At 65.7% G+C, this 19,142-nt stretch carries 16 protein-coding genes, 1 other RNA gene and 1 pseudogene; 13 read left to right on the forward strand and 5 right to left on the reverse strand.

The genetic code is table 11. From position 1 onward, the window contains the following. Positions 1-4: 4 nt before the first annotated feature. On the reverse strand, positions 5-1,468 hold the full coding sequence (locus tag IE113_RS04270; protein ID WP_189539188.1) for a leucyl aminopeptidase: 1,464 nt from the start codon (positions 1,466-1,468) through the stop codon (positions 5-7). Between the two features lie 114 nt (positions 1,469-1,582). On the opposite strand from IE113_RS04270, the gene IE113_RS04275 reads away from it, so the two are divergent. From IE113_RS04275 to rsmA, 4 genes are all read left to right on the forward strand, one after another. Next, positions 1,583-3,838 (forward strand): LPS-assembly protein LptD, encoded by a 2,256-nt coding sequence (locus IE113_RS04275; protein WP_189539189.1) that lies wholly within the window; start codon positions 1,583-1,585, stop codon positions 3,836-3,838. 140 nt (positions 3,839-3,978) lie between these two features. Beyond that, complete coding sequence (locus IE113_RS04280; RefSeq protein WP_189539190.1) at positions 3,979-5,355, forward strand: peptidylprolyl isomerase; 1,377 nt, start codon at positions 3,979-3,981, stop codon at positions 5,353-5,355. Between the two features lie 4 nt (positions 5,356-5,359). Continuing rightward, a complete protein-coding gene (gene pdxA / locus IE113_RS04285; RefSeq protein WP_189539191.1) occupies positions 5,360-6,367 on the forward strand; it encodes a 4-hydroxythreonine-4-phosphate dehydrogenase PdxA in 1,008 nt (335 codons plus the stop codon). 29 nt (positions 6,368-6,396) lie between these two features. Then, a complete protein-coding gene (rsmA, locus tag IE113_RS04290; protein WP_189539192.1) occupies positions 6,397-7,227 on the forward strand; it encodes a 16S rRNA (adenine(1518)-N(6)/adenine(1519)-N(6))-dimethyltransferase RsmA in 831 nt (276 codons plus the stop codon). A gap of 217 nt (positions 7,228-7,444) precedes the next feature. On the opposite strand, the pseudogene IE113_RS16490 reads toward rsmA, so the two are convergent. After that, positions 7,445-7,978, reverse strand: a pseudogene (locus IE113_RS16490) (DUF3885 domain-containing protein); the annotation flags it as partial. Between the two features lie 406 nt (positions 7,979-8,384). Continuing rightward, the gene (locus IE113_RS04300) at positions 8,385-10,460 is read right to left on the reverse strand and encodes a malate synthase G (RefSeq protein WP_189539193.1); all 2,076 of its coding nucleotides are present in this window, start codon (positions 10,458-10,460) and stop codon (positions 8,385-8,387) included. A gap of 171 nt (positions 10,461-10,631) precedes the next feature. Between IE113_RS04300 and IE113_RS04305 the strand changes: the two genes are divergently transcribed. From IE113_RS04305 to IE113_RS04320, 4 genes are all read left to right on the forward strand, one after another. After that, positions 10,632-11,843 carry a hydrolase gene (locus IE113_RS04305; RefSeq protein ID WP_189539194.1) on the forward strand — a complete coding sequence of 404 codons (1,212 nt, stop codon included), beginning with the start codon at positions 10,632-10,634 and terminating at the stop codon, positions 11,841-11,843. Continuing rightward, the gene (gene astA, locus IE113_RS04310; RefSeq protein WP_189539195.1) at positions 11,840-12,871 is read left to right on the forward strand and encodes an arginine N-succinyltransferase; all 1,032 of its coding nucleotides are present in this window, start codon (positions 11,840-11,842) and stop codon (positions 12,869-12,871) included. The genes IE113_RS04305 and astA overlap by 4 nt, the downstream gene beginning before the upstream one ends. Before the next feature lie 3 nt (positions 12,872-12,874). Next, the gene (locus IE113_RS04315; RefSeq protein WP_189539196.1) at positions 12,875-14,125 is read left to right on the forward strand and encodes an N-succinylarginine dihydrolase; all 1,251 of its coding nucleotides are present in this window, start codon (positions 12,875-12,877) and stop codon (positions 14,123-14,125) included. 114 nt (positions 14,126-14,239) lie between these two features. After that, positions 14,240-14,482 carry a hypothetical protein gene (locus IE113_RS04320; RefSeq protein ID WP_189539197.1) on the forward strand — a complete coding sequence of 81 codons (243 nt, stop codon included), beginning with the start codon at positions 14,240-14,242 and terminating at the stop codon, positions 14,480-14,482. Between the two features lie 101 nt (positions 14,483-14,583). Here the strand turns inward: IE113_RS04320 and ssrA are convergent. Continuing rightward, positions 14,584-14,958, reverse strand: a transfer-messenger RNA (tmRNA) gene (ssrA, locus tag IE113_RS04325). Positions 14,959-15,007: 49 nt separating this feature from the next. Beyond that, positions 15,008-15,415 carry a large conductance mechanosensitive channel protein MscL gene (mscL, locus tag IE113_RS04330; RefSeq protein WP_189539198.1) on the reverse strand — a complete coding sequence of 136 codons (408 nt, stop codon included), beginning with the start codon at positions 15,413-15,415 and terminating at the stop codon, positions 15,008-15,010. Between the two features lie 178 nt (positions 15,416-15,593). On the opposite strand from mscL, the gene IE113_RS04335 reads away from it, so the two are divergent. From IE113_RS04335 to IE113_RS04355, 5 genes are read left to right on the forward strand one after another with little or no spacing between them, the layout of a single operon-like run. After that, on the forward strand, positions 15,594-16,286 hold the full coding sequence (locus IE113_RS04335) for a LemA family protein (RefSeq protein WP_189539199.1): 693 nt from the start codon (positions 15,594-15,596) through the stop codon (positions 16,284-16,286). A 24-nt stretch (positions 16,287-16,310) separates the two neighbouring features. Beyond that, positions 16,311-17,120 (forward strand): TPM domain-containing protein, encoded by an 810-nt coding sequence (locus IE113_RS04340; RefSeq protein ID WP_189539200.1) that lies wholly within the window; start codon positions 16,311-16,313, stop codon positions 17,118-17,120. Next, a complete protein-coding gene (locus IE113_RS04345; protein WP_189539201.1) occupies positions 17,120-17,803 on the forward strand; it encodes a TPM domain-containing protein in 684 nt (227 codons plus the stop codon). Before IE113_RS04340 ends, IE113_RS04345 begins: the two co-directional genes overlap by 1 nt. An 8-nt stretch (positions 17,804-17,811) precedes the next feature. Beyond that, positions 17,812-18,342, forward strand: coding sequence for an NUDIX hydrolase (locus IE113_RS04350; RefSeq protein ID WP_189539202.1), 531 nt, complete (start codon positions 17,812-17,814; stop codon positions 18,340-18,342). Between the two features lie 4 nt (positions 18,343-18,346). Further along, positions 18,347-19,129, forward strand: coding sequence for an SDR family oxidoreductase (locus IE113_RS04355; RefSeq protein WP_189539203.1), 783 nt, complete (start codon positions 18,347-18,349; stop codon positions 19,127-19,129). The last annotated feature ends 13 nt before the right edge of the window (positions 19,130-19,142 follow it).

The raw sequence follows: 19,142 nt of genomic DNA on the forward strand, positions 1-19,142 counted from the left end.
GGCGTTACCCTTCGAGGTGATCGCGCACGAAGCGGTCAAGGATGCGCACGCCATAGCCGGTTGCGCCCTTGTCCCACGTCGCGCCGGGCTTGGACGCCCAGACCATGCCCGCGATATCCAGATGCGCCCACGGCGTGCCCTTGTTCACGAACCGCTGGATGAACTGCGCCGCCGTGATCGAGCCGCCTTCGCGCGGGCCGACGTTCTTCATGTCGGCAATCGGGCTGTCGATCAGCTTGTCGTACGCCGGCCCCATCGGGAAGCGCCACAGCTTGTCGCCCGAAGCCGTCCCGGCATCGAGCAGCTTGCCCGCAAGCGCATCGTCGTTGGAGAACAGCCCGCCGTGCTCGTTGCCGAGCGAGATGATCATCGCGCCGGTCAGCGTGGCCAGATCGATCACGGCGCTGGGGGCGAATTCCTGCTGCACCCAGGTCACCGCATCGCACAGCACCAGCCGCCCTTCGGCGTCAGTGTTGATGACTTCGATCGTCTGCCCCGACATCGAGGTGACGACATCGCCGGGACGCTGCGCGTTGCCATCGGGCATGTTTTCCACCAGCCCGCAGATGCCGACCACGTTGGCCTTGGCCCCGCGCTTCGCCAGCGCCAGCATCGCGCCCGCAACCGCGCCCGCGCCGCCCATGTCCCACTTCATGTCTTCCATGCCGGCGGCCGGCTTCAGCGAGATGCCGCCGGTGTCGAACGTGACGCCCTTGCCGACGAAGGCGGTGGGCTTGCCGCCAGCGGGGCCGCCCTTCCATTCCATCACCAGGAGCTGCGGTTCGCGCACCGACCCCTGCGCCACGCCCAGCAGTGCGCCCATGCCCAGCGCGACCATCTCGTCACGCCCCAGCACGCGGATCGCCACGCCGGTTCCGGCCAGGCGGGCCTGCGCGCGGGCGACGAAGCTGGCGGGGTAGATCACGTTGGCCGGTTCGGTCACCAGCTCGCGGGTGAACTCCACCCCTTCGGCCAGCGCGGCTTCCACCGCCCAGGCCTCGGCCGTGCCAGCCGGGGCGTTGGCGACATGCAGCGTGGTCAGGGTGGGCTTCTGATCGTCGGGGAGCTTGGTGCGATAGGCATCGTGGCGCCAGCCGCGCAGCCGCGCGCCCAGAAGCACGGCGGCCGCGTCCGTGGCCGAAAGGCCCGCGCCCGACAGGTCCAGCGTCAGGGCGGTCACGCCGGAGGTCAGGTACTTGGCGGTGATCGCCGCGCCCGCGCGTTCCAGCGCGGCGCTGCGGTCCTTGGCCTTGGGATCGCCAGCGCCGGCCAGCGCCATCCGCACGACCGAGCCGCCCTGCGCGACGAAGCCTTCGTGCAGCTGCCCGGTCTTGCCGGAGAAGCGCGAGGCGCGCGCGCCTTCGACCAGGACGGCATCAAGATCGGCGGGCAACGCATCGAGGTTGACGATGCGGGCGACGGGGCTGGTTCCGGCGGCAATCGGACCGGCAAGGAATTCGATGATCATGCGTGCTCCCATGGGAAACTGGCCCACCCGCGCCGCACGCCCCGTTGAATGAAGTATGCGGCCAAGTGGTTAGCGTGGATTGCAGTTAGGCGCGGGCGGTGCGATAGGCAACCCATGCTCCCTTGTCCGCAGCCCCTGCTGCCTGCCCCGGAATCGCGCCTGCCCACCTGCCGCACCAGCGCCCTTGCGCTGGCGCTGATGCTGGCCTGCGCCCCGGTTGCCGCGCTGGCGCAGGATGCCCCGGCAGCGGAAACGGCGGCCGAGGACCCGGATATCGGCTTCGAGGCGGACGGCGTCAGCTATGACAGCGACACCGGCATCGTCACCGCGTTCGGCAACGTGGTGATGAAGCGCGGCGACCAGTCGCTGCGGGCCGACCAGATCACCTGGAACCGCACCACCGGTGTGATCGAGGCGACCGGCACGATCCGCATGGTCGATGCGGACGGCAACCAGCTGTTCACCGACCGGATCGAGCTGAACGACGAATTCAAGGCCGGGGCGATGCAGAACATGCTGCTGGCCCTGCGCGAAGGCGGGCGGCTGGCCGCGGCCAGCGGCTCGCGCGCCGAGGACGGCACGATCCTGCTCGACCGCGCGGTCTATACCGCCTGCGCGATCGAGGACGACCAGGGCTGCCCGCGCAACCCCAGCTGGCGCATCACTGCCAAGCGCGTGATCTATGACGACGCGAAGAAGCAGGTGACGTTCAAGGGCGCGCGGCTGGAATTGTTCGGCGCGCGGCTGCTGCCCTTGCCGGGGCTGGTGCTGACCACCGATGGCCGCCCGATTTCCGGCCTGCTGATCCCGGACGTGCGCCTCTCCGCCTCGAACGGGGTGGAATTTTCCGAAACCTGGTATCAGCGCCTCGCCCCCAACCGGGACATCGCGGTGACGGGCTATGTCTATACCGAGGCGCTGCCGATGATCTCGGCGCAATACCGCGCGCTGACCGCCAAGGGCGCCTATCAGGTCACCGGCTATGCCACGCGCAGCAGCCGCATTTCGATTTCAGGCAACAGCGTCGGCTCGGAAAAGGACTTTCGCGGCTATTTCTTCGCCAACGGCAAGTTCCAGTTCAACCCGAACTGGAGCATTACCGCATCGGGCCGCTTCGCCTCTGACCGCACGTTCCTGCGCCGCTATGACATCAGCCGGGATGACCGGCTGCGCTCGATGATCGAGGCAGAGCGGATCGGCGAGAATTCATACCTCTCCATCGCCGGCTGGGCGACCCAGACGCTGCGCGTGGGCGACAAGCAGGGGCTGGTCCCGGTGGCGCTGCCGATCATCGACTATCGCCGCCGGATCAACGATCCCATGCTGGGCGGCAAGATCGAGCTGCAGGCCAATTCGATGGCGATTACCCGCACCAGCGGGCAGGATACCCAGCGCGCCTTTGCCAGCGCGCGGTGGGATCTGCGCCGGATCACCGGGCTGGGCCAGGAAGTGACCTTCACCACCCTGCTGCGCGGCGATGTCTATCATTCGGACGAGAACGCGCTGACCGCGACCACCATCTATCGCGGCAATCCCGGCTGGGAAACGCGCGGTCTGGCCACGGCGGCGGTCGACGTGAAGTGGCCGCTGGTGGGCGAATTCGCGGGCGGAACGCAAGTGCTGACCCCGCGCTTCGAGGTCGTCGCCAGCCCGCGCCTGCGCAACCTGGCGGTCCCCAACGAGGACGCCCGCGCGATCGACCTTGAGGATTCCAACCTCTTCGCGCTCAACCGCTTCCCCGGCTATGACCGGGTCGAGGACGGCGTGCGCTTTACCTACGGTCTCGACTGGCAGTTCGAACGGCCGGGCTGGCGCGTGTCCTCCACCATCGGCCAGACCTACCGCGTGTCCAGCCGTCCCACCCTGCTGCCTGATGGCACCGGCCTGTCGAGCCGCGTGTCCGACGTCGTCGGGCGGACCGAGGTGCGCTTCCGCGACTTCGTGAAGCTGACGCACCGCTTCCGGCTGGACAAGGACAACTTCGCCGTCCGCCGCAACGAGTTCGACGCCACCATCGGGACCGAGCGGACCTATGCCGAAATCGGCTACCTGCGGCTCAACCGCGACATCGGCGCCGGGATCGAGGATCTGGCCGACCGCGAGGAACTGCGCGTGGCCGGGCGGGTCGCCTTTGCCCGTTACTGGTCGCTGTTCGGCTCTGGCGTGTTCAACCTGACCAGCAAGAACGAGGACCCGCTGACCACGACCGACGGGTTCCAGCCGCTGCGCACCCGCATCGGTGTGGCCTATCAGGACGAATGCCTGGAGCTGGCCTTCACCTGGCGGCGCGATTTCGTGGCCACCGGCGATGCGCGCAAGGGCAACACGTTCCAGATCAATTTCGCGCTGCGCAATCTGGGCTTCAGGTGATAGCGCGGCCCGCAACATTGGCACTGGCGCGCAAACGCGCTATCCGCCGCGATGCTCAGCTTGGGTTAAGCCTGCTTGCGGCAGTCCACCCGGCAAGTCCGGCCCGGAAATCCCCGGCCGTTTTTGGGAATTAGGTACCTGTGAACAGCACTTCGCTCTCCCGCCTTTCGGCCCGTTTTCCGGCTCGCTTCTCGGCCCGCCTCGCAGTTGCCGCACTGGGCGTCAGCGCCATCGCCCTGACCGGCGCCGCCATCGCGCAGGACGGCGGTGCCGCCGGCGGCCTGATCCTGCCCGACAATCCGGCCTTTTTCGCCAAGAACGATCCCAACCACCGCAAGGCGACCGTGATCGTCAACGGCGAGATCATTACCGGCACCGACGTTGACCAGCGCGTCGCGCTGATCGTCAACGCCAGCGGGGGCAAGGTCAGCGACGAGGAACTGGGCCGCCTGAAGCTGCAGGTGCTGCGCAACCTGATGGACGAAACGCTCCAGATCCAGGAAGCCAAGGCGCAGAAGGTCGATGTCGACAACAGCGAAGTCGATCAGACCTTTGCCCGCATCGCCCAGCAGAACTTCGGCCAGGACGTGAAGGCGATGGAGGCCTATCTGGCCAAGATCGGCTCCTCCGCCGCTTCGCTCAAGCGCCAGATCCGGGGCGAGCTGTCGTGGAACCGCCTGCTGCGCCGCAACGTCCAGCCGTTCGTCAACGTCTCGGACGAAGAAGTGCGCGAAGTGCTGAAGCGAATGCAGGAAGCCAAGGGGACCGAGGAATATCGCGTCGGCGAAATCTTCCTCTCGGCCACCAGCGAAAACCGCGACGCGGTGTACCAGAACGCCCAGAAGATCGTCGAACAGCTCAAGGGCGGCGGCAGCTTCGTGGGCTATGCCCGCCAGTTCTCCGAAGCCTCGACCGCGGCCACCGGCGGCGATCTGGGCTGGGTGAAGCGCGGCGTGCTGCCGACCGAACTCGATGCCCTGCTGCCCACGATCCAGAGCGGCCAGCTGGTCGGCCCGGTGGAGATCCGGGGCGGCTTTTCGATCCTGCTGCTGATCGACAAGCGCCAGGTGCTGACCGCCGATCCGCGCGATGCGGTGCTCAGCCTCAAGCAGATTTCCATCGGGTTCGCCCCCGGCGTGACCGAAACCCAGGCCACCACCCGCGCCAAGGCCTTTGCCGATGCGATGGGCGCCGCGCGTGGCTGTGCCAACGCCGATGAAGTCGCCGCCTCGCTGGGGGCGGACGTGGTCAACAACGACCAGATCAAGGCGCGCGACCTGCCGACCCCGCTGCAGAACCTGGTGCTCAGCCTGAACCTGGGGGAAACCACCCCGCCGTTCGGCTCGATCCAGGAAGGCGTGCGCGTGCTGATGCTGTGCGGCCGCGACGATCCCAAGGCCGATAGCGGCCCGGATTTCGAACAGGTGCAAAGCCAGATGGAAGACGAACGCGTCAACAAGCGCGCGCAAACCTACCTGCGCGACCTGCGCCGCGACGCGGTGATCGATTATAACTGACGGCATGGACGGGGCCGCGCTGGCAGTATCGCTGGGCGATCCGGCGGGCGTCGGCCCCGAATTGCTGGCCGCCGCCTGGGCGCGGCGGTTTGCTGACGATCTGCCGCCGTTCTTCGCCGTGGGCGGGCCAGACCTGCTGGCCGAAGCAGCGAAGCAGCGCGGGCTGTCCGTGCCCATCGTCCAGATTTTCCACCCGGCCGAAGCGCTCGACTGCTTCGATGTCGCCCTGCCCGTGCTGGCAGGAATCGACAGCGATTACCGCCCCGGCGCGCCGGACCGCGACGGCGCGGAATTCGCGCTGGCTTCGCTGACCGAGGCCGCCCGGCTGGCGGTGGACGGCGAAGCCGCCGCGCTGGTCACCGGCCCGATTGCCAAGGCGCGGCTGGCCGAAGTCGGGTTCGACCATCCCGGCCAGACCGAATTCGTCGCGGCGGCCTGCGGGGTTGCGGCAGAGGACGCGGTGATGATGCTGGCCGGGCCGAACCTGCGCACCGTGCCACTGACGGTCCACATCGCCTTGTCCGAAGTGCCCCGGCGCCTGTCGAGCGACCTCATCGTCCGCCGCGCCCGGGTCGTCGCCGCCGCGCTGGCGCGCGATTTTGGGATCGAGCAGCCGCGCCTCGCCATCGCCGCCTTGAACCCCCACGCGGGCGAGGACGGGCGCATGGGGGATGAGGAAGCGCGGATCATCGCTCCGGCGATCGCAGCCTTGCAGGCCGAGGGGATCGCCGCCACTGGCCCCCACCCCGCCGACGCCCTGTTCGCCCCGCGCGCCCGCGCCGGGTTCGATGCGGCGCTGTGCATGTATCACGATCAGGCGCTGATCCCGCTGAAAGCGCTCGATTTCGACAACGGCGTCAACGTCACGCTGGGCCTGCCCGTCATCCGCACCTCGCCCGATCACGGCACCGCGTTCGGCATTGCCGGAACCGGTCAGGCCGACGCAGGCGCAACCATCGCCGCAATCCGCATGGCCGGGGAATGCGCGGCGCGGCGCGCAGAGGCGCTTTGATTTCTCCCGCGAACGGCTAAGGGAAACGGGTGAACCAACCTGACCTCCCCCCCCTGCGCGACGTCATCAATCGCCACGGCCTGTTCGCCACCAAGGCGCTGGGCCAGAACTTCCTGTTTGACGAACAGCTGCTGGACCGGATCGCCGCGATCCCCGGCAAGCTGAAGGGGCAGGACGTGCTGGAAGTCGGCCCCGGACCTGGCGGCCTCACCCGCGCGCTGCTGCGCGCCGGGGCCAACGTCACCGCGATTGAAATGGACAAGCGCTGCCTGCCCGCACTGGCCGAACTGTCAGAAGCGTTTCCCGGCCAGCTGACCGTGATCGAGGGCGATGCGACCAAGATCGACCCGGCCACGCTGTTCGCGGGCGCGTATCACATCGTCGCCAACCTGCCCTACAATGTCGGCACCGCGCTGTTCACTGGCTGGCTGTCGGGTGAAAACTGGCCGCCGCAGTGGGCCAGTCTGACGCTGATGTTCCAGCTGGAAGTCGCCCAGCGGATCATCGCCACCCCCGCTGATCCGTCCGCCTTCGGCCGTCTCGCCGTGCTGGCCCAGTGGCGCAGCGCCGCGAAGCTGGCGATGAAAGTCCACCGCAGCGCCTTCACCCCGCCGCCCAAAGTGATGAGCGCGATCGTCCACGTGACCCCCGCCGATATGCCGCAAGGCGTCTCCGCCCGGATGCTCGAACGCGTCACCGAAGCCGCCTTCGGCCAGCGCCGCAAGATGCTACGCCAAAGCCTGAAAGGCCTACCCGGCGCGCTGGCTGCGCTGGAGCGCCTGGGCATCGATCCCCAGCGCCGCGCCGAAACGCTGAACGTGGAAGAATTCGTCGCCATCGCCCGCGAACTGACCGCCTAGGCGGCGCGGACAAATTCCGCACTGAAGAGATGACCGCTATTGCGGATCGCCAACAGGGCACCGAACGGCAGTATATGGGTGGGTTCCAGACGGTCGGCTTTCGGACGCGAGGCACCACAAGCTGAAGTAATTTGAACAGCTTCGCCATGCGCTCACGATCATAGTCGAGGAGCCAGTCAGCAAAACCCGCGTAAAGCCCGTGAAGCGTGGCGGCATCATAAGCACTCACGTCCATTCCTCGATCATCATAGATGTGCATCATCACGGATTTGCTTGGGTCGATCAGGAAGGCAACGACAGGAGCGCTCGGATAGATGGGCATTTCTGACGCGACCACATGCCAAAGAAGGGTGTCGCGGACGATCTTGTCGGGACCCATATCGTAGCTCCGGACGTCCCAGACATCCGCCTCTTCGCCGGGATCGGGGTAAAGAACTGCCTGCCATTCGCTGATCTGAGGCGCATGAAATCCGGTGGACTGAAGAGCCACGAACCCGTCGTCTACTTCATCAGGGAGACCAGCTGGATCAGGCAGGCGGCCGTTCCAAGCCACAACGCCTATGCAGCTTTCACGAAACAGCGCGTCAGCGACGGTCGATGCCCGTCGGTGCGCCTGAAGAAAACGAGGAACTGGCTGGACGGAGTTATCAAACTCCTTGCCCCCAAGTTCGAAACGTAGCCGAACGTCTTCGAAGCCAAAGCGGGCTGCCCAAAGATTCGACCACAAATTCTCAATGGATGGGCTGCTCATAGGGCTTCATAGCCGCATCACGCGCGACCGAGCAATGACGGCTTTTGACACTATGAAAAGCTTGGCCGAATGACCGCAATGGGGTCGTGTCCTGACAGGCAGCTTTCAGAGCAAAATGGCGGATAGCTGACGTTCCCACCATGACGGAATTTGTCCACGCGTCCTGAGCTCCTCCCGATTCTGGCCCGTTTTCTCATGGGACCAAATGGGGAGGTGGCAGCCGCCAAGCGGCTGACGGAGGGGCCATTTTCCTACATCGCCGCCGCCTGCTACGTTCGCGTCGGCTCTTTCCATCGTCGATCTTCACGCACCAGCGCAGGGGACCGCTTGTTTCGCATCGAAACAGACGCCCCGCGCATGACTTTCATCAACTAAACCCCGGCGACACCCCGGCGACTCGGGCGAATCACCGCGCCTTTTTCACCCGCCGCCAGGCATGCAGCAGCGGTTCTGTATAGCCGCTGGGCTGCTCCACGCCCTTGAACACCAGATCGCAGGCAGCGCGGAAGGCCGGGCCATCCTCGTTCCCGGTCAGCGGCACATAGGCCGGATCGCCCGCGTTCTGGGCATCGACCTTCACCGCCATCCGCCGCAGCGAATCCATCACCTGCTCCGCCGTGCAGACCCCGTGGAGCAGCCAGTTGGCCATGTGCTGGCTGGAAATGCGCAGCGTCGCGCGGTCTTCCATCAGGCCAACGTCGTTGATGTCAGGCACCTTGGAACAGCCGACCCCGGCATCGATCCAGCGCACGACATAGCCGAGCAGCCCTTGCGCATTGTTGTCCAGTTCGGCGCGGACTTCCGCGTCCGACCAGTTGGTTCCCTGCGCCAGCGGCACGGTCAGCAGCGCCTCCAGCGGCGGCACCGGCTGGCTCGCCAGTTCACGCTGGACGGCGAACACGTCGACCGCATGGTAATGCATCGCATGCAGCGTCGCCGCCGTGGGCGACGGCACCCAGGCGGTGTTCGCGCCAGCCTTGGGATGGCCGATCTTCTGGACCATCATGTCGCCCATCATGTCCGGCGCGGCCCACATGCCCTTGCCGATCTGCGCCTTGCCCGACAGCCCGCAGGAAAGGCCGATCTGGACGTTGCGGGCCTCATAGGCACTGATCCACGCGGTCTGCTTCATGTCGGCCTTGCGGATCATCGGCCCGGCCCGCATCGAGGTGTGGATTTCATCCCCGGTCCGATCGAGGAACCCGGTGTTGATGAACACGATCCGGTCCTTCACCGCATGGATGCAGGCGGCCAGATTGGCGGAGGTGCGGCGCTCCTCGTCCATCACGCCAACCTTGATCGTGTGGCGCGGCAGTTCCAGCAAATCCTCAACCACGTCGAACAAGGTATTGGTAAAGGCGGCTTCTTCCGGCCCGTGCATCTTCGGCTTGACGATATAGATGCTGCCTTCGCGGCTGTTGCCGAACCGCCCCAGCCCGGCCAGGTCCTGCGCCGAAATCGCGCTGGTCAGGACCGCGTCCATGATTCCTTCGGGGATCTCGCCGCCGTCCGCCAGCCGGATCGCCGGGTTGGTCATCAGGTGGCCGACATTGCGCACGAACAGCAGGCTGCGCCCCGGCAGGGTCAGTTCGCTGCCATCGGACAGAGTCCAGACGCGGTCCGGATTAAGCGTACGGGTCAGCGTCTTGCCGCCCTTCTCAAAGGTGTCGGCCAGATCGCCCCGGATCACGCCCAGCCAGTTGGCATAGGCGTTCAGCTTGTCCTCGGCATCGACCGCCGCGACCGAATCTTCCAGGTCGACAATGGTGGTCAGCGCGGCTTCCAGCACGATGTCGGCAATGCCCAGGGGATCGGTCTTGCCGACGGGATGGGCCGGATCGACCAGCACTTCGATGTGCAGGCCGTTATGCCGGAACAGGAAGCCGCCCTCGCGCCGGGCGACTAGGTGTTCGCACGGCTGCCCCGCCAGCGCCGCTTCCCAGCCGGGAATCGCACTGTTCAGGAACGCCCGCCCCGCCGCGATAACCGCCGCGCCGCGCACCTCGTCATAGCCGCCGGGCCGCGCCGGTGCGGCATCGAGCGCGTCGGTGCCGTAGTAGGCGTCGTAGAGGCTGCCCCAGCGGGCATTGGCGGCGTTGAGCAGGAAGCGCGCGTTGAGCACCGGCACCACCAGCTGCGGCCCGGCCATCTGCGCGATCTCGCGGTCCACGTTCTGCGTACCAACGCTGAACGGAGCGGGTTCGGGCACCAGATAGCCGATCTCGCGCAGGAACGCCTGATATTCGGCCATGTCGATCGGCTTGCCCGCGCGGGCCATGTGCCACGCGTCGATTTCGGCCTGCAGCGCATCGCGCTTGGCCAGCAGCGCGCGGTTGACGGGCACCAGCCGGTCCACCAGCGCGGCAAACCCGGCCCAGAACGCGGCCACATCCTTGCCCAGCGGGGCCAGCACCTGACCTTCGACAAACGCCGCCAGCGCCGCATCGACCTGCAAGCCCGACTTATCGACAAAACCGCTCATTGTTCCTCGCACATCATTGAACCGGGGACGCAACATGCGCCTCGGCAGGGGTGATCAACGATTCCGGGGAGGAATGCCAGCGCCTATGCCGCACTTGCGAAGGCAGCGCAACCGGGTCTGTATCGGGCAGGGGTTGGAGAGCGTCCATTGGTCAGCTAGAGAAGGTTTCAGATGCAACAGCTTGACCCCACCGAACAGGCCCTGCTGGCCGCCGTCGATCCCGCCCCGATGCTGGGACAGGTGCAGGCGTGGAGCGCGATCAACACCGGCACCGGCAATCTGGCGGGTCTGGCCGAGCAGGCCGCGCAACTGGCCGATGCCTTTGCCGCGCTGCCCGGCAAGGTGACGCTGGAGGCCCCTGCCCCCGTCACCCAGATCGCCGCCGATGGGCGCGAGGCCGGCGTCGCATTTGGCCAGCATCTGGTCCTGCGGGTTCGCCCCGATGCGCCGCGCCGGTTCCTGTTGACCGGGCACATGGACACCGTGTTCCCCGCGCACCACCCCTTCCAGCAGCAGCACTGGCTGGACGAGCAGACCCTGTGCGGCCCCGGCGTGGCCGACATGAAGGGCGGGATCGCGGTGATCCTGGCGGCGCTCAAGGCCTTCGAGACGTCCCCGGCGGCACCGGCGACCGGCTATGACGTGCTGATCAATTCGGACGAGGAAACCGGCAGCCTCTCTTCCGCCGCGCTGATCGCCGCGCTGGCCCAGGGAAAGACCGCCGCGCTGACCTATGAACCTTCCGCCCTGCCCGATGGCACGCTGGCGGGCGAGCGGGCGGGCAGCGGCAACTACAGCCTGATCGTGACGGGCCGCTCCGCCCATGCGGGCCGCAACCCGCAGGACGGGCGCAACGCGATTGTCGCCGCCGCCGCGCTGGCGCTGGAGCTGAAGGCGCTGGAGCGCGAAGGCCTCTCGGTCAACCCGGCGCGGATCGACGGCGGCAGCGCCAACAACGTCGTGCCGGACATGGCCGTCCTGCGCTTCAACATCCGCCCGCGCAGCACAGCGCTGGCCACAATTTTCGAACAGGAAATCAACAGCCTTATCCACAAGGTTGCTGCCGAATATGAAGTCTTGATCCACCGCCACGGCGGGATCAGCCGCCCGCCCAAGCCACTTGATGCGGCGGCGGAAAAGCTGTTCGGGATCGTCGAGGAATGCAGCGCGCTGCTGGGCCAGCCAATCACCCGCAAGGCATCGGGCGGGGTCTGCGATGGCAACAATATCGCGGCCTGCGGCGTGCCGGTGGTCGATACGATGGGCGTGCGCGGCGGGGCGATTCATTCGCCTGACGAATTCCTGATCGTGCCCAGTCTGGCCGAACGCGCACGCCTGTCCGCGCTGGTCCTTCATCGACTTGCCAACGGAGCAACCCTGTGACTTTCCTGATACGCGCCGCCACGCCTGACGATCTGCAGCACATCTATGAAATGGCCAAGCGCACCGGCGGCGGCTTCACCAACCTGCCACCGGACCGCAAGGCGCTGACTGCCAAGCTGGAGCGATCGGCAGAGGGCTTTGCCCGGACCGAGGATACGCTCGGCAACGACCTGTTCGTGTTCGTGCTGGAGAATACGGCCACCGGCGAAGTGCGCGGCACCTGCCAGGTGTTCTCCGCCGTCGGCCTGAAATGGCCGTTCTACAGCTATCGCATCGGCGCACTAACCCAGCACAGCGAGGAACTGGGCCGCACCTTTCGCGCCGATATCCTCAACCTCTCGACCGATCTGGAAGGGGCAACCGAAGTCGGCGGGCTGTTCCTCCATCCGGGCGAGCGGTCAGGCGGGCTGGGGATGCTGATCGCGCGCAGCCGTTACCTGTTCATCCGCAACCACCGCCCCCGCTTTGCCGACCGCACTCTGGCCGAATTGCGCGGGGTCATCGACGAGGCCGGTGGATCGCCATTCTGGGACGGAGTCGCCGGGCGTTTCTTTGGCATGAACTTCCAGGACGCGGACGAATTCAATGCCAAGTATGGCAACCAGTTCATTGCCGACCTGATGCCCAAACACCCGGTCTATATCGCCATGCTGACCGAACACGCCCGCGCCGTGATCGGCGTGCCCCACCCCACGGGGCGGGCCGCCATGCGGATGCTGGAAAACGAAGGGTTCGCCTGGGAAAACTATATCGACATTTTCGACGGCGGCCCGACGATGACCGTCCGCACCGACCAGATCCGTTCGATCCGCGAGGCGCAGGACAGCCAGGTCACGCTGCTCGATGCGGGGCTGGGTGATCACTTGCGCGGCGAGAAGCGGCTGGTGGCCTGCGGCAAGCTGGCGGACTTCCGGACAACCTATGGCTGGGTTGAACCTGATGGCGACGGCATCGCGCTCGATCCGGCCAGCGCCGCCCGGCTGGGGATCGAGCCCGGGATGACCGTCACCCATGTGGCGCGGTGGTGAGCCATGGCACTGGTTGAAATCAACTTCGACGGGATCATCGGTCCCAGCCACAACTACGCCGGCCTCAGCCTTGGCAACCTCGCCTCGGCCAACAACGCGGGCGAGGTGTCCTATCCCCGCGCGGCCGCGCTGCAGGGCCTGGCCAAGATGCGCCACAATCTGGCGCTCGGCCTGGCGCAGGGCTTCCTGCTGCCCCTGCCCCGCCCCAACCACCGTTTCCTGGACGCGCTGGGGCTCGATCAGGGTCAGGACCAGCGCTTGCTGGCGGCGGCGTGGTCGGCCAGCTCGATGTGGACGGCGAATGCCGCCACGGTATCGCCTGCGCCGGACACGACGGACGGGCGCTGTCACCTGACGGCAGCCAATCTGGTGACGATGCCGCATCGATCGCAGGAATGGCCGATTACGGTCCGCCAGTTGCAGTTGGCATTTGCCGATCCGGAACATTTCCGGGTGCACGATGCGGTGCCGCCCTGTTTTGGCGACGAGGGCGCGGCCAATCATATGCGGATGTGCGCCAGCCATGATGCGCCGGGGCTGGAAATCTTCGTCTATGGCCGCAGTGGCAGCGCGTTTCCGGCGCGTCAGCACGAACAGGCCAGTCGCGCGGTTGCGCGGCTCAACCGGCTGCCTGCCGAACGGGCGCTGTTCGTCGAGCAAGCGCCCGAGGCCATCGCGGCCGGGGCGTTTCACAACGACGTCGTTGCCGTGGCGAATGAGCGGGTATTGTTCACCCACGAGCAGGCCTTTGCCGATCCGGAAGGCACTTACGCCGCAATCCGGGCAAAGCTGCCAGAGGCCGAAATCGTGGTGGTTCCCGCCAGCGCTGTAAGCCTGGCCGACGCCATCAGCTCATACTTGTTCAACGCCCAGTTGCTGACCCTGCCGGGCGGAGAAATGGCACTGGTGATCCCGTCGGAAGCCTGGGAGCATCCGCGCGTTCGCGTTTGGCTGGACGGGATGCTGGCCGGCAACGGCCCGATCCGGCAGGTTCTGCCCGTCGATGTCCGCCAATCGATGGCCAACGGCGGCGGCCCGGCCTGCCTGCGCCTGCGCGTGGTAGCCGATCCGGCGGCAGTCGATCCGCGCTTCATGCTGGATGTGGCCAAGGCCAGCCGGATCGAAGCGGTCATTGCCGCGCACTGGCCCGAAAGCATCTACCCGGACCAGATCGGCACGCCGGCTCTGGCGCGCGCAGTGACGACCGCCAGAGTGGCCCTGCTGGAGGAGTTGCAACTGACGGAGTTGGCATGACACGGGGTTGTCGGCGGGCTTTACAGCATCGGCAGCGTTAACCACCCTCTTGCGCCAAAATCCGCCACTGGCATGATCATTGCGGAGACGGCGGTTAAGAATTCGAGGGTCCCGATGCTGCGCAAGATCAAACGTCTGTTCGTAATCAAGACACCGATCGAGGCGTACATGATCATCTACGCCCTTGCGCTTGGCGCGGTGGAGCGCGGATCGGCCTATCTGGTGCGGTTTCCGGGCTATGGCGGCAAGCTGCTGTTCCTGGCTTGCACGGGCGCGGTATTCCTGGCGGGCGCCAAGATCCTCGACTGCCTGAAGCTGGAACGCATGCTCAAGGAAAAACCTGAGACCGTGTTTTAAGCGCCGGAAACGCGGCACGCTGCGTTCGCAGCCCGGCATCGGAATTCACCGCGGTTCGGAAAGGTGGGGTGGTTCTGTTGCTAGGCCCACCCCGGGCCCCCGGTATCCGTTCTGTTGCCCGGTCGGTCCAACCGCGCTTTAGCTTTGTAAGATCAGGCCGCTAGGCCGTCAGATTACGCCGCGAGAGCGAGTGCTTCGTTGTCGTTGGCACTTATGAGTTTTGAGCCTTGAACGGGTTACTCAGCCCGGGTGAAAACAACGCTTTTCAACACACGTCGATCCTAGTTCGGCCCCATCATCACCCCGGCGACAACCGGGCCCCGGCCTACCCGCTTCCGGGCGTCCAGGTGGTGGTGGTGGAGCCGCCGGGTACCGCCCCCGGGTCCGCTGCATCTATTGCACGTCGCAATTTATCACCATAGCCGGGCGAACCCGGCAACGCGGATATAGGATGCCTGCGCGCAAAAGAAAAGGGCGGGACGCTCTGATCACGCCCCGCCCTTTGATTAAGTCAATGAAGTAAATTCACTTTTTCAGTGAATCGCGAATCTCGGTCAGCAGTTCCACTTCGGTCGGACCGGCCGGTGCCGCAGGCGGCGGCGGAAACGCCCGGTTGGCCTGGCGCACGATGAGGAAGATCACGAATGCCAGTATCAGGAAATTGATCACCGCCGTTACGAAGCTGCCGTAAGCCAGCACGGTCGCTCCGGCCTCGCGCGCGGCGGCCAGGGTTGCCCCTTCGGGCGCGCTGCCAGACAGCACCACATACTTGTTGGAATAATCAATCCCGCCGGTCACGGTCCCGATTACCGGCATGATCACGTCATCCGTCAGCGATGATACTATCTTGCCGAACGCCGCACCGATGATCACACCAACAGCAAGGTCCAGCACGTTCCCGCGCGCGATAAAGGTCTTGAATTCACTCAGCATTGCGTCCCACCCCTTCACGGATTTCCTCGGTCGGCACTTTGCCAGCAAACTCATGACGTCACAATAATCGATTGATGGCACACGAAATTCGACCGAATGCCATTGAAAGCAATGCCCCCTGCGCTACATTCCAGACCACTGCGGCCCGATGCCGCGATTTTGAAGGGAATGTGATCTGATGACCGCATCGCCAGTCCGTCATTTTGGGCTTGTCCGCCGTTTCGGGCAGATTGCCTTTGCCGCAGCCGCCGCAGTGAGCCTGACGGCCTGCGGGATCAACAGCGTTCCGACCGCGGAAGAAAACGCCAAGGCCAAGTGGGCCGACGTCGAAAGCGCCTACCAGCGCCGCGCCGATCTCGTCCCGAACCTGGTCGAAACGGCCAAGGCTGCCGCTGCTTCCGAAACCCAGATCCTGACCAACGTCACCAACGCACGCGCCGCGGCGACCTCGATCAACATCCGGACCGAGGATCTGTCCGATCCCGCCGCGTTCGAAAAGTTCCAAGGCGCGCAGAACCAGCTCACCCAGGCGCTGGGCCAGTTGCGCACCGTGGTCGAGAACTATCCGCAACTGCAAAGCCAGGCCCGCTTTGCCGACCTGATGGTGCAGCTGGAGGGCACCGAAAACCGCATCAACGTGGCCCGCACCCGTTATAACGAGGCGGTGCAGGAATATAACACCACGATCCGCACCTTCCCCGATGCGATCGGTGCCAAGCTGATCCACGGCGCGAAGCCGATGATCCCGTTCAAGGCCGATCCGGCGGCCGCGACCGCACCCAAGGTGAACTTCGGTGCAGCCCCTGCAGCGCCCGCAGCCAATGACAACGCGGCTGCCGCTCCGGTCTCGCCCGCTGCTGCGGCGAACTGAGTGAAGGGCTGAAAGGGCGCGTCGATGCGGCGCTTCATCCTCTGGTGCGCGGCGGTCCTGGCTCTTGCGAGCACCGCCGCGCACGCCGAGCTGCCGCCGCGCCCTGAAGGGCCGGTGCTGGATCAGGCCGCCATCATTCCCGATGCGGATGAAGCCGCGCTGGACCAGAAACTGCGCGCCTACAATCGCGATACCGGACGGGCCGTGATCGTTGCGACCGTCTCCAGCCTCGACGGTTTGGAGGTGGAGCAATACGCCCAGACGCTGGCCGAAACGTGGGACATCGGCGGCGCGGAAACCGAACAGGGCGTGCTGCTGCTGGTCGCGCCGAACGAACGCAAGATCCGCATCCACACCGCGCGCGGCGTGCAGGAACGCCTGCCGGACGTACTGGCCGGGCGGATCATCCGCGACCAGATGGTGGGTCCGTTTCGCGAAAAGAACTTCGCGAGCGGGATTGCTGCGGGCATCGATGCCATCACCGCCCAGCTCAATCGCGATCCCGCTGACGCGAAAGCGATTGCCGAAGCCGCAGCAGCCGCCCAGCAAGCCGGTGGCCGGGATGAAGCAAGCGCGGGTAGCGTGATCTTCTGGATCCTGCTGATCCTGTTCTTCATGTTCGTGTTCGGTCGCGGTGGACGCCGCCGGTCGCGGCGCAGCCGCATCGATCCCGGCATCGTCCTGTGGGGCCTCAGCGAAGTGATGCACCACGCCGCCCGCAACAGCGGCAGCGGCGGCTGGAGCAGCGGCGGCGGCAGTGACTTTGGCGGGTTCGGCGGCTTTGGCGGCGGCGGCGGCGGGTTCGACGGCGGCGGCGCATCGGGGGATTGGTAATGCGTGCGCCCCTCCTTCTCTCTCCCGCCGATCACGCCCGCATTTCGGCCGCCGTGCACGCTGCCGAACAGCACAGCGCGGGTGAAATCGTGACGATCGTGACCGACCGGTCCGATGGCTACACCGACATTGCGCTCGCCTGGGCGGCACTGGCAGCATTCACGGCGCTAACGGCACTGTCGATCTTCCCCGATTTTTTCCTTGGCCTCTACGACCGCATGACGGGCCACTGGGACCGTGCATGGACCCCGGCGGCAGTGCTGACACTGGGTGTCAGTTTCGCGATCGTGAAGTTCATCGGCGTGCTGCTGATCCAGCTCTGGCCGCCGGTGAAGTGGTTCCTGATCCCGCGCCACATCAAGGCAGCCCGCGTCCGCGCCCGCGCGATCACCTGCTTCAAGGTCGGTGCGGAACGCAGGACCGATGGCCACACCGGCATCCTGATCTATGTCAGCCTGCGCGAACATCGCGCCGAGATTATTGCTGATTCCGCCATTGCTGCCCTGGTCTCTCCCGAAACATGGGGCGAGGCGATGGCGGCAATGCTGATCCACATCCGTGCCGGTGATCTGGCCGAGGGAATGATTGCGGCAGTCGGCAAAGTCGGCGCAGTGCTGGCCGAGCACTTCCCCCGCGCCGAAAATGACCGGAACGAATTGCCGGACCGCCTGATTGAGGTCTAGGTAGCCGAATGGCTATCGAAGACCCCGAACACACCGTCTGGCAAGGCAAGTTCATCACCGCCAAGGTCAAGGGCAAGTGGGAATACGTGTCCCGCGCGCGGGGCATCAAGGCGGCGGTGATCCTCGCGATTGACGACGAGCAACACGTCATTCTGGTCGAACAGTTCCGCGTTCCATTGGGACGCGCCTGCATTGAGCTCCCTGCGGGCCTGATCGGAGATAATGGCGAAAGCGAGAACGCCACTGATGCGGCCGTGCGCGAACTGGAGGAAGAAACCGGATACCGCGCCGCCCGGATGGATACCCTTGGCGAGTATTACTCATCGCCTGGCATGGTCAGCGAGAGCTTCACCCTGTTGCGGGCATCGGGCCTGACCAAGGTTGGCCCCGGCGGAGGGGTGGACGGCGAGGACATCACCGTCCATCGTGTGCCGATAACAGGGATCGGCCAGTTCATCGCCGAATCACGGGCACGGGGTCTGGGCATCGATGTGCGGCTGCTGATGCTGCTGGGGCCGGCAATCATGACGGGAGAGTGAAAAGATGGCAGGACGGGTTGCAGGCAAGAAGGCATTGGTAACCGGTGCGGCGCAGGGACTGGGGGCCGCTCAGGCCCGCATGCTCGCGCGTGAAGGGGCACAGGTGCTGCTGGCCGATATCAATGCGTCTGGCGCAGCGGATCAGGCCGCTGCCATCAATGCCGAACTTGGCTCTGGCACGGCATTTTCGGTCGCACTGGACGTCACGCAGGAGGACCAGTGGATTGCTGCCGTGGACTATGCGGCAGAGGCAATGGGCGGTCTATCGGTGCTGGTCAACAACGCCGGCGTCGGGGTGCGCGGCAATATCGAAACCTGCACACTGGCAGATTGGCACCGGGGCTTTGCGATCAACGTGGATTCCGTGTTTCTGGGCTGCCAGAAAGCGTTGCCGCTGATGAAGGAGAGCCAGCCGGGCTCGATCATCAACATCTCTTCCATCGCCGGGCTGATCGCCAGCGATACCATGCCGGGCTACAACGCCAGCAAGGCGGCCGTCTGGATGCTATCCAAATCGGTTGCGCTCTATTGCGCCAAGATGGGCTGGGATATCCGCAGCAACTCGGTCCACCCCACATTCGTCGACACGCCGATCCTCGATGGAATCGCGGCCAGTTCCGGCCACCCCAAGGATGTGGTCATGGGAAAGCTGGCCCGCCAGATTCCGCTGAAGCGGGTGGGCGAACCCGATGACATCGCTGCCGGGGTGCTGTACCTGGCCAGCGACGAATCCCGGTTCATGACCGGGGCGGAGTTGAAGCTGGATGGCGGCATCTCCGCAATGTGAAGGCGGATAAAGG

The sequence above is a fragment of the Novosphingobium arvoryzae genome, from assembly GCF_014652615.1.
Lineage (GTDB): Bacteria > Pseudomonadota > Alphaproteobacteria > Sphingomonadales > Sphingomonadaceae > Novosphingobium > Novosphingobium arvoryzae.